Annotated in this window: 12 protein-coding genes, 1 tRNA gene and 1 pseudogene; 9 read left to right on the forward strand and 5 right to left on the reverse strand. The window is 57.4% G+C overall.

Annotated features, from left to right (window positions below; all coding sequences use genetic code 11):
• From VGM61_RS16090 to VGM61_RS16105, 4 genes are all read left to right on the forward strand, one after another.
• Window positions 1–1,753 (forward strand): DUF3732 domain-containing protein (locus tag VGM61_RS16090; RefSeq protein ID WP_331523891.1); only part of this gene is annotated, 1,753 nt, incomplete at its 5' end.
• A gap of 182 nt (window positions 1,754–1,935) precedes the next feature.
• A complete protein-coding gene (locus tag VGM61_RS16095; protein WP_331523892.1) occupies window positions 1,936–2,475 on the forward strand; it encodes a hypothetical protein in 540 nt (179 codons plus the stop codon).
• Window positions 2,472–2,810, forward strand: a complete 339-nt coding sequence (locus VGM61_RS16100; RefSeq protein ID WP_331523893.1) for a hypothetical protein — start codon at window positions 2,472–2,474, stop codon at window positions 2,808–2,810. The genes VGM61_RS16095 and VGM61_RS16100 overlap by 4 nt, the downstream gene beginning before the upstream one ends.
• Before the next feature lie 36 nt (window positions 2,811–2,846).
• Complete coding sequence (locus VGM61_RS16105; RefSeq protein WP_331523894.1) at window positions 2,847–4,388, forward strand: hypothetical protein; 1,542 nt, start codon at window positions 2,847–2,849, stop codon at window positions 4,386–4,388.
• A 240-nt stretch (window positions 4,389–4,628) separates the two neighbouring features.
• Here the strand turns inward: VGM61_RS16105 and VGM61_RS16110 are convergent, their stop codons facing one another.
• On the reverse strand, window positions 4,629–5,165 hold the full coding sequence (locus VGM61_RS16110; protein ID WP_331523895.1) for a YfbU family protein: 537 nt from the start codon (window positions 5,163–5,165) through the stop codon (window positions 4,629–4,631).
• A 628-nt stretch (window positions 5,166–5,793) separates the two neighbouring features.
• Here VGM61_RS16110 and VGM61_RS16115 point away from each other — a divergent pair.
• From VGM61_RS16115 to VGM61_RS16125, 3 genes are read left to right on the forward strand one after another with little or no spacing between them, the layout of a single operon-like run.
• Window positions 5,794–6,165 carry a TIR domain-containing protein gene (locus VGM61_RS16115; protein WP_331523896.1) on the forward strand — a complete coding sequence of 124 codons (372 nt, stop codon included), beginning with the start codon at window positions 5,794–5,796 and terminating at the stop codon, window positions 6,163–6,165.
• An 11-nt stretch (window positions 6,166–6,176) separates the two neighbouring features.
• Window positions 6,177–7,169 carry a caspase family protein gene (locus VGM61_RS16120; RefSeq protein ID WP_331523897.1) on the forward strand — a complete coding sequence of 331 codons (993 nt, stop codon included), beginning with the start codon at window positions 6,177–6,179 and terminating at the stop codon, window positions 7,167–7,169.
• Between the two features lie 7 nt (window positions 7,170–7,176).
• Window positions 7,177–7,437, forward strand: coding sequence for a hypothetical protein (locus VGM61_RS16125; RefSeq protein ID WP_331523898.1), 261 nt, complete (start codon window positions 7,177–7,179; stop codon window positions 7,435–7,437).
• Between the two features lie 205 nt (window positions 7,438–7,642).
• Here the strand turns inward: VGM61_RS16125 and VGM61_RS16130 are convergent.
• The 3 genes from VGM61_RS16130 to VGM61_RS16140 all read right to left on the reverse strand — a co-directional run bounded on the left by VGM61_RS16130 (window position 7,643) and on the right by VGM61_RS16140 (window position 9,766).
• Window positions 7,643–7,732 (reverse strand) — tRNA-Ser (locus VGM61_RS16130).
• Between the two features lie 74 nt (window positions 7,733–7,806).
• Window positions 7,807–9,087 (reverse strand): serine--tRNA ligase, encoded by a 1,281-nt coding sequence (gene serS / locus VGM61_RS16135; protein WP_331523899.1) that lies wholly within the window; start codon window positions 9,085–9,087, stop codon window positions 7,807–7,809.
• A gap of 73 nt (window positions 9,088–9,160) precedes the next feature.
• Window positions 9,161–9,766: a hypothetical protein gene (locus tag VGM61_RS16140; RefSeq protein WP_331523900.1), complete on the reverse strand. Its 606-nt coding sequence runs from the start codon at window positions 9,764–9,766 to the stop codon at window positions 9,161–9,163.
• Window positions 9,767–10,196: 430 nt separating this feature from the next.
• On the opposite strand from VGM61_RS16140, the gene VGM61_RS16145 reads away from it, so the two are divergent.
• Window positions 10,197–11,489, forward strand: coding sequence for a carbohydrate-binding protein (locus tag VGM61_RS16145; protein ID WP_331523901.1), 1,293 nt, complete (start codon window positions 10,197–10,199; stop codon window positions 11,487–11,489).
• Window positions 11,490–11,611: 122 nt separating this feature from the next.
• A pseudogene (locus VGM61_RS16150) lies at window positions 11,612–11,737 on the forward strand (transcriptional regulator); the annotation flags it as partial.
• Between the two features lie 25 nt (window positions 11,738–11,762).
• On the opposite strand, the gene VGM61_RS16155 reads toward VGM61_RS16150, so the two are convergent.
• Window positions 11,763–12,581, reverse strand: a complete 819-nt coding sequence (locus VGM61_RS16155; protein WP_331523902.1) for a GIY-YIG nuclease family protein — start codon at window positions 12,579–12,581, stop codon at window positions 11,763–11,765.
• Between the last annotated feature and the right edge of the window lie 424 nt (window positions 12,582–13,005).

Raw genomic sequence — 13,005 nt, forward strand, 5'->3', positions numbered from 1 at the left:
TGTAGACACGACGGCTGGCGAGGTCCTCTTTGCACGTCGTGAGCCGGGGGACGTCCGCCGACAGGGTGATTGCTTTGTTCTGCAGGACCAGGCAATCACGGTACCTCCTACAATCCCGGAAAAAAACTATACACTCGACGAAGTCAAGGATCTCCTGAACCGCCTCGCCGGATTGTCGAATCTCCGTTTCGAAGCTGACACTGAAATTGGTTTTAAGGCCCGCGTTGGTTTCCGAGACCTCATGGCTTTCATATTCCAGCCGCAAAACATTGTGGCTAATCCAGATGTCTTATTCTTCAAAGCCGATACGACGGAACACCGCGAGCGTCTCAAGACCATCTTTCCATATGTCTTAGGGGCGATAAACTCGAGGACACTTTCTGCTCGTCAGGAACTGATACAAATCCAGCGGCAACTTAAGCGACTGAAGACTGACCTTACCCACATCGAGTCTGCGGCCGATCGCTGGGCGGCGGAGGGGCGGAGCTGGCTGCAGCAAGCCATTGAGCTTGGCCTTGTACCGCAGACCCGAATCCCGGACGTTTGGACCGACATTCTCGGCCAACTTAGGGCGGTCGCCGAAGCACCACATCGACCGGCGGCACCATCCGTCCCCGGGATGGAATCGACCTTCCAACGTATAACCTTCCTCAGGGTGGAAATTAGGCGCCTGTCTTCCGATGCAGCTGAGCACAAACAACGGCTTTTCGAAATCCGGCATCTTACCGAGAGCTCAGAACGATTCGGGGGAGCGCTCGAACTACAGAGAGAGCGCCTCGGTCTTTCGACTTGGCTCCGCGATCACTTCGAAGAGCAGGACACTCCGCTTGAGCGACGCGTTGCGGACTCGATGCTGCTAGATCGTCTATGTGGCGCCCTTGGCACCATCGAATTGCAAGTTCGCACCCAGCCCGTTGTTCGGGGAAGCCTAGACAAGGAAGAGAGCGAGCGTAGAGAGGCCCTAGGGTCCGTTCTAGATGCACTTACCAGTGCACGAAAGGAGCTTGCTGTTTATGAGCGCTCATCAACCGACACCAAGGCACTAGGGGATCGGCACGCGTTCGCAGAACGCTTTCTCGGCAGGCTCGAGCAAGCACTAAGCCAGTATGATGATGCCGATCACACAGGGCCACTGCGAGCTGAGATCGAAGCACTGTCCGTGCGCGAGGTCGCTCTCCGGAACGAAATCGACGATGGAGCAACCAAGCGCAAACTAGATGCTGCTCTCGGCGATATCGAAGCCCTGACTGGCGATCTTGTTCCCAACCTTGACGGTGAATGGAAGAGCTCTCCAGTGCGGCTGAATGTCCACGAGCTCACCGTCGAGGTCGAACGCGAAGGCCGCAAACATTTCCTTTGGGAAATCGGTTCCGGGGCCAACTGGCTCGCCTATCACGTCGCCATCACTGTAGCGCTCCAGCAGTTCTTCGCGCGTACTCCGAATCACGGCGTACCAAGTCTTCTTATCTACGACCAGCCAAGTCAGGTCTACTTCCCCAAGCGCGCAACCGAAAAAAATGACGCGGGCGCCGATGACACGGCGGTCCGCTGGCCAGACGAAGACGTCGAGGCCGTGCGTGCGGTGTTCAAGTTGCTCGGCGAAGTGGTCACCCATGCCGAGGCCCCGCTGCAGGTCATCGTCCTCGACCATGCCGACGGCGAGGTATGGGGCAACTTGCTAGGAGTAGAGCTATGTGAGCGTTGGCGTGACGGACAGAAGCTCGTACCCGTGGCGTGGCTTGAGGAAGACTAAGGGATGGGCAAAACCCCAGTCCATGCTCTACTCCTCCAGTAGTGCAGCCACGTGCAAATGTGTCCACGCTGAAACTCGCAATGCTCCAAGCGCTCTTCACACATTGCCTCGGATGGTCATGACACTGTTACGAGTGTCAGATGCCCCCGACACTACACTAGATACCTGCATAAGCTCACAACATGCGCTGGAGAAAAAGAGAACTTTATGACCTTGACGAGAAGTACGCCATCGAAGGCGTTGCTCGTCATGCACGTCCGATGCGCGCGGCATTGGATCTACTCGGCCCCAACTTCGCCATGGTTCCGGGTGGTAATCCAGCAGTAACTGAGATCATTGATGCGTACCGAGCGCTGTTTTCCGACAGCGACAATGCTTGGCCTGGATCAGGCATTGGACTAGTCGCATCGATCGACCGGGTTGTAAATCTTGTGCTTCCTGTAGTCTTCGGCTCGCCTGGTCCCTTCGAACCCTGGAGAGCAGGTCCATTCGAATCAGAAGAAGCGTGGAGAAAATGGTGCCGGGGCGACCCAGGCATTGCTGCCGCTTATCATTACGCCTTTGCCGACCTTCACTACTTTTCTCACGGGGCACAGCGCGCGATAGCCAAGACGCCCGCATCGAAGGGACTTCTCCAGATGGAGCCTCAAATATCGAGGCATTACCGGGGCAATTTTCGAGCGCCTTTCATGCTGACTCCGCTCTGCAGAACATCTGCATGACGGTTGAACTCGCGCTCAAGGGCGCACTAGTAGCCCTCGGAGCTGCCGCAAACGAATTCAAAGGACCGCAGGGCCACGATCTAAAGCGCCTATCTCACCGCCTTGCCCGAGAGTCTCGTTATACAGAAGACAACCTCTTGTTCAACTTCATCGGCACCTTGCCGCCTTATGTGGAGAGCCGCTACATCCCGTCAGGATTTACCCGCCTCTACGTGGTCAGATTAGCACTCGGAGCCCAGTTTTCTGCTGCAACGTCTGTGCGGCGCTTCCTGCCTTCAAGCCTCGCATCGGAAATGGCAGCAGACAGCTGGCCTGGTCCACGAGCCGTCCCTTGAAGCGCGAATAGAACACCCGGTTAAAGGATCAAGCCGTTGCCCGCTCAGCAAAACAATGCCCTCTACACACTCTACCGGCCCGTACGGAACCGCGCGCAGCGTTACGACCTTTTCCCGAGCCTTGTTGCACTTTGGGCCTATAGCCTCCACATCATCGATGGGCAAACATTGTCCTGGCAGTGGGCAAGAGGCGCGCCCCTGGGCGCACAGCTCAAAGGGATGCTTTATCCTTTCCAGATGTCGACGCTGGCTCGAGAAATCATTCTCAATGCCCAGCTCGAAGGCGGCGGAGACCAGGACCTTTCGACTTGGAATGGTCTAGCGGAGCTTGCCAACGAAATCAGGCGCGCCGACGAGAGGATGGCAAGGACGGCAGCGAAAGACCGGACGACGCAAGACATCATGTGGGAATTGCATCGCCAGTCCCACCACCAGTTTCCGATGCAACAACCCCTCACGCTGGGAACGTTTGTGCGTGCATTCAAGATTTTCGGTCAGCCCGCCGTCGATGCACTGCTCATTCGTCGAATCGGCATGACGATGATGCAGCTGCTGCGTCTCGGCTTTGCCTTGCAGGCTAACTTTCTCCGCCGGCACGACATGAATGCGTTGACTGACTACACAGAATTTGGCATCCCCTTGGATACATCACGGCGGTTTTTCGAAGAGATGGCAGCAGACGTGCTCGCACTCCGGCATCGCATGAAAGCACGGCAGTCGTATGATCGAGAATGGCTCGTTACATTTAATGAGCTCGCGCAAACCCCCCTCATCCGCGTTGACCCCATGCACCCCGAGCGCCTCCTCTGCCCTGTTCCACGCTTACTATTTGACCGCGTGACGAACGGCGTGTTTTTCGACCTCGTCAAGATGCCAGGCTTCTCGGACGCCTTCGGTCCGGCATTCCAGGTGTATGTCGGTGAAGTTCTGCAAAAGGCCTGCACCGCTCCTGGCTTTCTGGTATCCAAGGAGCAGCCCTACCAGCCACTGAAAGCGAGGCTCAAACACGGAACCGATTGGATACTGTCGGACGCGACGGGACACGTATTCATTGAGTGCAAGACGAAGCGGTTCGCGTTCGCCGCGAAAATGCTGACCGATGCCGACGCTCTCGATCGCGACCTTAGGACATTCGCGACTGCCATCGTGCAACATTATAAGAACATCATCGATGCGAAGAACGGCCTTACCAGCTGGAACGATGATGGGTTACCAGTCTATCCTCTGCTGGTCACGCTTGATGATCTTTACCTGTTTGGCTCTGCGGTACGCGAAGGATTGGATCAGCACGTAAGGACTGGCATGATGACCGCAGGCATTCCTCTGAAGCTCCTTGACGATATGCCCTGGCAAATCGCCTCGGTGCGGGAGCTTGAAATGGTCGCTCAGGTCATCAACCAGCGAAACATCGGAGAGATCCTCGGGCCGATGTGTCAACCGCAGTTCCGCGAGTGGAGCCTCGAGACCTTCGTCCGCCAAGAGTTCATAACCGAACTTGCTGCCGCTAGCAACCTACTCTTCCCGGATGATTTGGACCGGCTATTTCCGTGGGAAGGCATCAGCCGCGTCTGGGAGTGACATGCCGGTAAAGGCAATGAGAAAAAACCTACTTTTGACAAGAAAAGGGGCCCTTAAGGGCCTCTTTTAGTAGCGAGCGCTTGGCTAGTATGATCCGGTGCGAGTTCGGTAGCCATAGATAGGTGACGATTCTTAATTAATCGACGAACAGATAGCTTGTCTATCCGCCGCACTCATTCGGCCTACACCCAATCCTAAGATGGAAGTTTCTCGCAGGCGAAACGTTGTCGATGGGGCGGGTCAGGTGCTCACGACCTCGATAATCTCGTCTGCGTTCATTCGTACTGGGTTGCGGTCCCCTAGGCCGTCGCGGATTGACTTAAATACCGCCAACCTCCGCCTACTGTGATCGATCGTGGGGCTATGGGAATTCAAATCGCGGCCGACGAAGCTGCTAAAACGACCCATTTCCTCGATCAAAAACCGGGCAGCGCTGTACTCCTCGCTTTCGTTGTTCCCATCAAATCCGGAGAACTTTGGGCCACCTTGGTAGCCCGTTTCGACGTCAACTCGCTTGACATCGTCAGGAGAAAGTGCGCGATAGCCAGACTCAATGAAAGTCCACATGTCAAGGACGTCGACAACATGATTGACGTACGGCGGGTTTGCATCACGCTGCAACCATGGAAGCTGCACATCCCACCCGATGGCCCAGTCATTGTTGCTCCACAGCGCATCTTGGACCAGCTTGCTGTTGATACCGTTCTTAATACTCGACGCCTGATGCATCTCTGCAATCATGACAAGCATCAGCTTTTCCGCATTCGTGAACTGCATATCCCTTCCCCTGTGTTGGTTATTCCTCATCCGGGGCAGCTAATAGCGCTAGCGATCTCAGGCCCGCAGGACCTTGGGATCGGCCAGGAGATATGCGAGCCGGCCAGGATAGAGCGGCCCCCTAAATCGGAGGTAAGGATACGAAGGAACTGCTCGCAGTGATGAGTGCGCTTTCGCTCTACCACCTACCCACACTCGAAGCGGCACCTGACCAGTTTCGCCAGTGAATCTGACCCCGACCGGCTACCAAACGGCCCATCCTCGCCAACTTCCCTCCCATTTCCGCTGTCACGCTGTTGCACTCGCCTGCAACGACTCGACTTCTTATACAGCGCTCCTTGGTGAAGTGCAGCCGCCGCCCCTCGCTAATCTGCAACGAAAAGCGCGTTTGAACATCAGGCACGGTGTCGCCAATTGACAGTTTCCAGATACATGCTGCGCCCAAGCGGGAGTTCCGTTCGTCGTGTCATGGAGCACTAAATGAACAACATGTCAAGGAGTAAAATCACAACTGTGCCAAGATTGCCGAATACGAGCATCGCGTTTCTGCTTTTTCATGGAACCTGCAACGGCCGGGTTGCGGAGTGGACGTCGGCAACGAGATGGCATGTATTCAACAGGGAAAAACATGGCTAACAAGAAAGTGGTGTTCATCGCGTTCGCTATCGAGGACGAACGCATGCGTGACTTCCTCAAAGGACAGTCGCTCAGCCCCCGGGCGCCCTATGAGTTCACAGACATGTCGGTCAAGGAAGCCTACGACGCAGACTGGAAAGAGAAGGTTCGCATACGCATTCGACGCTCAGATGGTGTGATTGTGTTGGTCAGCAAGAATTCCCTAAATTCATCTGGCCAAAAGTGGGAAATAGCGTGCGCGAAGGAGGAGAAAAAGCCCATCCGCGGAATCTGGGCATATTCGAATGATCGGACCGATTTGGCTGGCGTCCCGACATATTCTTGGACTGACAAGAATATCTCCGACTTCATCGACGGTCTGTAAGCGGTGATGTCATGAGAAAGGCACTGATCATCGGCATTGATCACTACAATCACATCAGCTCCCTCAGTGGCTGCGTCAACGATGCCCACTCGATCAAGAGTGTTCTTGAGCGCCACGCCGACGGCACCGTTAACTTTGCCACACCGAGATTAATGGTTTCTTCAAATCCCGGCGATCCTGTCACCAGGGCAGATTTAAAGTCTGCAGCGCGGGAGTTGTTCGCCGACGACGCGGAAATCGCGCTGTTCTACTTCGCGGGTCACGGCTACGTCGAAGATACTGGGGGCTACCTGTGTGGCACCGAGTGTAAATCCGGCGACGACGGGCTTAGCTTGGCGGAGCTAATGACCCTTGCTCGTGAGTCACCGGCGAGGAATAAAGTGATTATCCTCGACAGCTGCCATGGAGGAATTGCTGGCGACCGACCCGGTGGTGGTCATGTCGCCGAAATCAACGAGGGCATGACCGTACTCACGGCCTCCACCGCCGATCAATATGCAATGGAAGTCGACGGCGGGGGTGCAGGTGTTTTCACCACACTTGTCGTCGATGCGCTGGGCGGAGCCGCAGCCAACCTCGTGGGTGACGTGACACCGGGCAGCGTCTATGCGCACATCGACCAATCGCTCGGCCCTTGGCAGCAACGCCCGGTCTTTAAAACCAATGTGAAGACGTTTGTGTCACTGAGAAAAGCACACCCCCCAATTTCTCTCGCGGACTTACAGGCCTTGGCCACGCATTTCCCAAGAGCAGACTTCCAGTTCCAACTTGACCCGGCCTTCGAGCCAGAACGTGCTCGGGGCGAAACCAACAACCAGACTGTCCCCCCACCCGATCCCGCAAAAACAGCGGTGTTTGCGGTGCTACAGCGCTACGTGAAGGTTAATCTGGTCCGACCCGTGGGCACTCCCCACATGTGGCACGCGGCGATGCAGAACAAGTCTTGCGAGCTGACGGTGCTAGGGCAGCACTATCGTAAGCTCGTCGCAGAAAACCTCATCTAGGAAGCCAATGAATCTTCACGAAATCATCGAAGGACTAACGGAAGAGCTGGCGGCTATTGAGCACGACCGATGGTCACGCTGGCAGCGATACGTTCACGAACAGGGAGTGGTTCAGTCAAATGGCTCCCTTCTCTTGCCCGCGGATCTCGTGGAGAAATGGGAACGGCAGATGACGACACCATATGAAAAACTGTCAGAAAAAGAGAAACAAAGCGACCGCGACCAGGTGGCCCGCTATCTTCCGATGATCACGAGAGCGCTGAAATAACTAGACCATCGGCACCATGTGGAACCGTCGTCCGGAAAGTGCTCCGTTCGACGTGCCTGGTCACGAGCAAGAAGCTGTCACAACCTTCCTAGCGCGTTTGCGTTGTTCGAACGCTTTGCATTGACTATTGAATTCGATGGCCACTTAGGGCCATTTTTCTTTCACCTGACGAAAAAGACCTCGACAGGGCTTATTCTCTCTTAGTTGGCGGAGAGAGTGGGATTCGAACCCACGGTAGGCTCACACCTACGGCAGTTTTCAAGACTGCTGCCTTAAACCACTCGGCCATCTCTCCGTATTTTTCCAGCCAGGCGCATTGCACGCCTGGGTCTCACCCGCCCATTGTACCGTGCCCGCCCCCACCTTGCCTCAGGCAATCGCCTCAAGCCCGGCCATATAGGGCCGCAGCACCTCCGGCACCTCGATCGACCCATCCTCGTTCTGGTAATTCTCCATCACCGCCACCAGGGTCCGGCCCACGGCCAGGCCCGATCCGTTAAGGGTATGCACCAGCTCCGGCTTGCCCGTTTCCGGGTTCCGCCAGCGCGCCTGCATGCGCCTTGCCTGGAAATCGTCGCAGTTCGAGCAGCTGGAGATCTCGCGGTAAGTGTCCTGGCTGGGTAGCCATACTTCCAGGTCGTACGTCTTGGTGGCGGCGAAGCCCATGTCACCCGTGCACAGCAGCACCTTCCGGTACGGCAGGCCCAGCTTCTGCAGCGTTACTTCGGCATGCCCCACCATCTCTTCCAGCTGCGCATGAGCTTGCGCGGGGCTGGCGATCTGCACCATTTCCACTTTCTCGAACTGGTGCTGGCGGATCATGCCGCGGGTGTCACGGCCGTAGCTGCCGGCTTCGGCGCGGAAGCACATGGAGTGTGCCGTCATGCGCATGGGTAGCGCGTCGGCTTCCACGATGGAATCGCGCACCAGGTTGGTCAGGGCCACTTCGGCCGTGGGGATCAGGTAGCGCTTGGTCTCTGCCACTTCGGTTGAGAAGAGGTCGTCCTCGAACTTCGGCAGCTGGCTGGTGCCTTGCATCGAGTCGGCGTTGACGATCAGCGGCACGTTGCATTCCAGGTAGCCGTGCTGCGTGGTGTGCAGGTCCAGCATGAACTGGGCGAGCGCGCGGTGCAGGTGGGCCAGCTGGCCGCGGAGTACCGTGAAGCGGGCGCCGCTGAGCTTGGCGCCGGCGTCGGCGTCCAGCCAGCCGTGGCGCACTCCCAGGTCCACGTGGTCTTTCACCTTGAAGGTGAACGCGCGTGGATGGCCCCACTTCAGGATTTCCTGGTTTTCTGTTTCGTCCTTGCCCACCGGCACGCTTTCGTGCGGCAGGTTGGGGATGCGCAAGGATATGGCGGCGAGCTTTTCCTGCACGTCCATCAGGGCCTGCTCGTTGGCCTTGAGCTTGTCGCCGATGCCAGCGACCTCGGCCATCAGGGCGGCAACGTCTTCGCCCTTGGCCTTGGCCTGGCCGATCGCTTTCGACCTTGTATTGCGAAGGTTTTGCAGTTCCTGCGTGGCGGTGGCCAGCGTCTTGCGATCGGCCTCCAGCGACTCGACCTGAGCGACATCGAGGTCGAAGTTGCGGGTGGTTTTAAGGCGCTCGGCGGTTTCGGCCAGGCGCCCGCGCAGGAGCACGGGATCCAGCATGGGTAGTTCCGGTCAAATCAATAAGTTGACCGGGGATTATCTGGCCCTGTTGATAAAATAACAACGCGCAGTTTTAGGACACCTTGCCCCGGCACGCGATGTAGTCCCCGCGCAACTTCGCCCCGCGGCCCAGCCACCAGGCCATCGCGGCGCCGGCCAGCAGCCAGCCCACCAGCTGATCGAGGAAGGTTCCGTGCACTAGCGCCGGAGGGAACGAATACCAGTTACCGAATGGCAACACGTTGGCCATCACGCCGAACAGGCCCATCAGCCCGGCGATGATCAGCCGACGGCAGAAGCTCATCGCCGCCGAGGCCAGCACGAAGGCAAGGAACAGGGCGCACAAGGTATCGCCTAGCCACTGCACCACCAGGTTCTTGCCCATGGCAGTCATGTCCCGCGGCTCGCTGCGAAACACCACGAAAGCAAACGGCTCGCGGGTAGTTTTCTCGGCCAGGGCCTTGGTGGCGGTGGCGTCGCCCATGTGTTCGGGATCTGGCGAGGGCAGCAGGAAAGCGTGCCTGCCGGGCGGCAAGGCCACCTTCAGCGCGGCCAGGGCTATGTCTTCGTTCACGGGCTGGGCAAAGCCCGCCTCCCCCAGCGGTGTCGCCATGTGGGCAAACGCGCCCCAAATGAACATCACGATCCCGCCGAGAATCCCAGCGATCAGGATACGCATCGTTTTCTCCCCTCTCCCAAGGTGCCACGGACGATAGCGCGTTATTTGCTGGGCAAAACATGTCCGTGGATGCCTTGCGGGACGACAACGTTGTCAAATCGGACAAAGATTGGCTTTGACAGTCGCCGCTGACGGGCGCTGCAGCGCAGCGTCGTGAAAAAGCCTGTCGTGGACTGTTTCGTAATTATCTGGCCTTGCGTCGCAGCATAAATGGTTAGAACTCAATCGGTTGCGTCTTCACAACCGGCATCACACTTCACCTGATTGCCGATAGACAACGTTGTCATTCCGGTCTACACCGGTCACGTTTCTCGGTTAGCGGCAAAGCGCACGGACGCGGCACGGGCGGTGAGGGGCGCCTCGGGGGAGTCGATGGCGCGTCGCCCGACATTCCTTCCATGGCGGCACACCTATACCGGAGGCAACACCCATGAACCTCAAGACGACCGGCCTTGCGCTGGGCACCCTTTCCAGTGCGCTCGGCGCCGCGCTGGCCACCCTCGCCCTTTCCGCCGTGCCGGTACAGACGGCTGAAGCGGCGAGCACGTGCGCAGCAGCCTGGAGCGCAACCCAGGTGTACACCGGCGGCAACACCGCCAGTGAGAACGGTAACAACTACATCGCCAACTGGTGGACGCAAGGTAACGACCCGGCCACCAGCAGTGGCGGCAGCGGCTCGGGCCAGCCGTGGACGTCGCAAGGTTCGTGTACCGGTGGGGGCGGTGGAGATCCACCACCCCCACCACCGCCTCCCCCGCCGCCGCCGCCCGCGGGCTCCCTGGTGTTCAGTCCTTATAAGGACATCACCATCAACCTGGACTGGAACACCAACATCATGTCCACCCTGGTCACCGGCACGCGCATACCGGTGGTTGGCAGCGGCAGCCTGGTGTCCACGCAGGTGCCGAACCTTGGCGCCATTACGCTTGCCTTTGCTACCGGTGAATGTGGCAGCGAAAACTGGGGCGGCGTGCCGGGTGCGCAGTTCGCGACGGCCAATATTGCTCGGCTCAATAGCGCGGGTGTGGGCTACATCGTCTCCACCGGTGGCCAGGCTGGCGTCTTCAGCTGCGGTAGCACGGCCGGCATGGCGCAGTTCCTTAACCGGTACGCCGGGTCCCACCTGATCGGCATCGACTTCGACATCGAAGGCGGCCAGTCGGCGTCCACGATCAACGGACTGGTGTCCGCCGCGGTGTATGCGCAAGGCGTGAACCCGAACCTGCGTTTCTCCTTCACCCTCGCAACGCTTGGCGCGTCCGACGGCAGCTTCGGCGGCGTGAACTCGCTGGGCGATAGCGTGATCCGGGCGGTGAAGGCCTCGAGTCTGCAGAACTACACCATCAACCTGATGGTGATGGACTTCGGCGGGCCAAGCGCTGGCGTGTGCGTGGTGAGCGGCGGCGTGTGCAACATGGGGCAATCCGCGATCCAGGCGGTGAAGAACCTGCAGCACACCTACGGCATTCCGTTTAGCAAAATCGAACTCACGCCGATGGTGGGCTTGAATGATGTGTCGTCGGAAACCACAAGCGTGGCGGATGTCGACACGATCACTGCGTACGCCGCCACCAACAAACTCGCTGGCGTGCACTTCTGGTCGCTCGATCGCGACACTCCCTGCCCCGGTGGCGCGACGGGCTTCGCCTCGCCTACTTGCAGCTCGATCAACTCCACCACGTTGCAGTTCACCAAGCGGTTCCTCAGCGACTTAGGCCGCTAACTCCTCAGGGGAACCGAAGGGAGCGTCGTGCGAAGGCACGGCGCTCCTTTTTTTATGTCGGGCGATGCTGCTACGCAATACGCTAGCGTCCGAAAAGATCAACGTATGACTTGAGGTGCATTGTGAGCAAGATCATTGAATCATTACGCGCCGATATGGCAGCGCTCTACGAAATCGGCGCGATCGACAAAGTGACGATGCGCGAGTTCGATGCTGTATGTCCGCCGCCGGTGCGAGAGTTCAGCGCCAAGATGCCCGAGACAATATCGCTCGTTACGACAGTGAAGCCCATGAAACGATGAGGGGCTGGGGCTTGTCCTCGTATCCCTCAAGAACGATTTCAGCCATTCGTAGTGGCATGGTTTTGAGCTTCACTTCTCTCAGCACGCGTTTTGACGTTCGATACGATCTGACCAGCAACAGAGCAAAGATTTCGCTTCTTTGCTTCTCATCCAGCACAAATCGACAGGTCGCCCTTAAATAAGCTTTCGCAATAAACTCCCAGATGCGAAGCTCTCGCTCGACACTCATGTCCCGACGAAAATCGGAAACCCACTTATCGAAACTGCTATTGAACACCTCGCCCATTATCTCCACGACAACATGTAACCGATCCATCTGACCTGACGTAAGTTCACTCCTCAACGTGGGGCTCTCTCGAAGATTCTTCAGAGGTACGAGAAATGATCCCTTTGCCTCATCATGGCGTTCCGATTCCGATTCCGACTCCGCTTCCAATTCCACCCCAGAAGGCTCGATAACCACGCAGTCGCCTATAAGCTCACTGCCATAGGGCCCATTTATCTCCCTGCAGACGCGATCTATCACTGCCTTAGCCACCTGAAGCGAAGTGACAAAGAACTCTCTACTTTTGTTTTGCCTGTAACGGCCCAGGATGTCGTGAATTCTCGTCTCGGCGGCTTCACAATTACCCACCTGACAATAAAGCGCGACATCGAACCTCTCAGGAACCCCTGTTGAACCGCTATAAAGCTCCCTTGCCCGATCATCCGGTCGCCTTGTGGTGCGGCCGATCTTAATCAGATGATCACCATAGGCCCTATTCTTCAGAGCGTAAATGAAACCCTTCATTGGTTAAACGAACCTCGAAATCGTCCTGATACGGTTGTGGCCTCCCGCGCTTCGCATGCGTGTGATCTACACAATGCATACATCCGAAACCGGGGCAACGTGTATTTTTTGCAACCAGCAGTCGAAATGCATCGGGCGGCCCGACAAACGCTGCGTGCCACTTGTCCACCGCATATTTAGTCGATCGACAGAATAGGTTCTTGCTACCTCCATCAAGTCAAAACCCGTTGCCTTTTACAAGAGTTTTTTTCTCTCGCATGGCGTTCGTGACCTAGCGCAACCATGCGGCCGCGCATATCAGGGATGGCAGGTACACGGCTCTATGTTCTCTCTGACTCATCAGTGGCCGTTGGCCGTCGGTGCGATCACTATTGACTCTGACCCCTAATGGCTTGCCCTACACGTAAACGGCAGGCGTATGTAA

Source organism: Pinirhizobacter sp., from assembly GCF_036499745.1.
In the GTDB taxonomy this organism is placed as follows: Bacteria; Pseudomonadota; Gammaproteobacteria; order Xanthomonadales; family Rhodanobacteraceae; genus Pinirhizobacter.

What these genes read in the sequence shown, in the direction of transcription:
- VGM61_RS16125 (WP_331523898.1), top strand. Translation starts at nt 7,177, where the DNA reads ATGAATCTTCACGAAATCATCGAAGGACTAACGGAAGAGCTGGCGGCT.
- VGM61_RS16095 (WP_331523892.1), top strand. Translation starts at nt 1,936, where the DNA reads ATGCGCTGGAGAAAAAGAGAACTTTATGACCTTGACGAGAAGTACGCC.
- VGM61_RS16140 (WP_331523900.1), bottom strand. Translation starts at nt 9,766, where the DNA reads ATGCGTATCCTGATCGCTGGGATTCTCGGCGGGATCGTGATGTTCATT.
- VGM61_RS16120 (WP_331523897.1), top strand. Translation starts at nt 6,177, where the DNA reads ATGAGAAAGGCACTGATCATCGGCATTGATCACTACAATCACATCAGC.
- VGM61_RS16115 (WP_331523896.1), top strand. Translation starts at nt 5,794, where the DNA reads ATGGCTAACAAGAAAGTGGTGTTCATCGCGTTCGCTATCGAGGACGAA.
- VGM61_RS16155 (WP_331523902.1), bottom strand. Translation starts at nt 12,581, where the DNA reads ATGAAGGGTTTCATTTACGCTCTGAAGAATAGGGCCTATGGTGATCAT.
- VGM61_RS16100 (WP_331523893.1), top strand. Translation starts at nt 2,472, where the DNA reads ATGACGGTTGAACTCGCGCTCAAGGGCGCACTAGTAGCCCTCGGAGCT.
- VGM61_RS16110 (WP_331523895.1), bottom strand. Translation starts at nt 5,165, where the DNA reads ATGCAGTTCACGAATGCGGAAAAGCTGATGCTTGTCATGATTGCAGAG.
- serS (WP_331523899.1), bottom strand. Translation starts at nt 9,087, where the DNA reads ATGCTGGATCCCGTGCTCCTGCGCGGGCGCCTGGCCGAAACCGCCGAG.
- VGM61_RS16145 (WP_331523901.1), top strand. Translation starts at nt 10,197, where the DNA reads ATGAACCTCAAGACGACCGGCCTTGCGCTGGGCACCCTTTCCAGTGCG.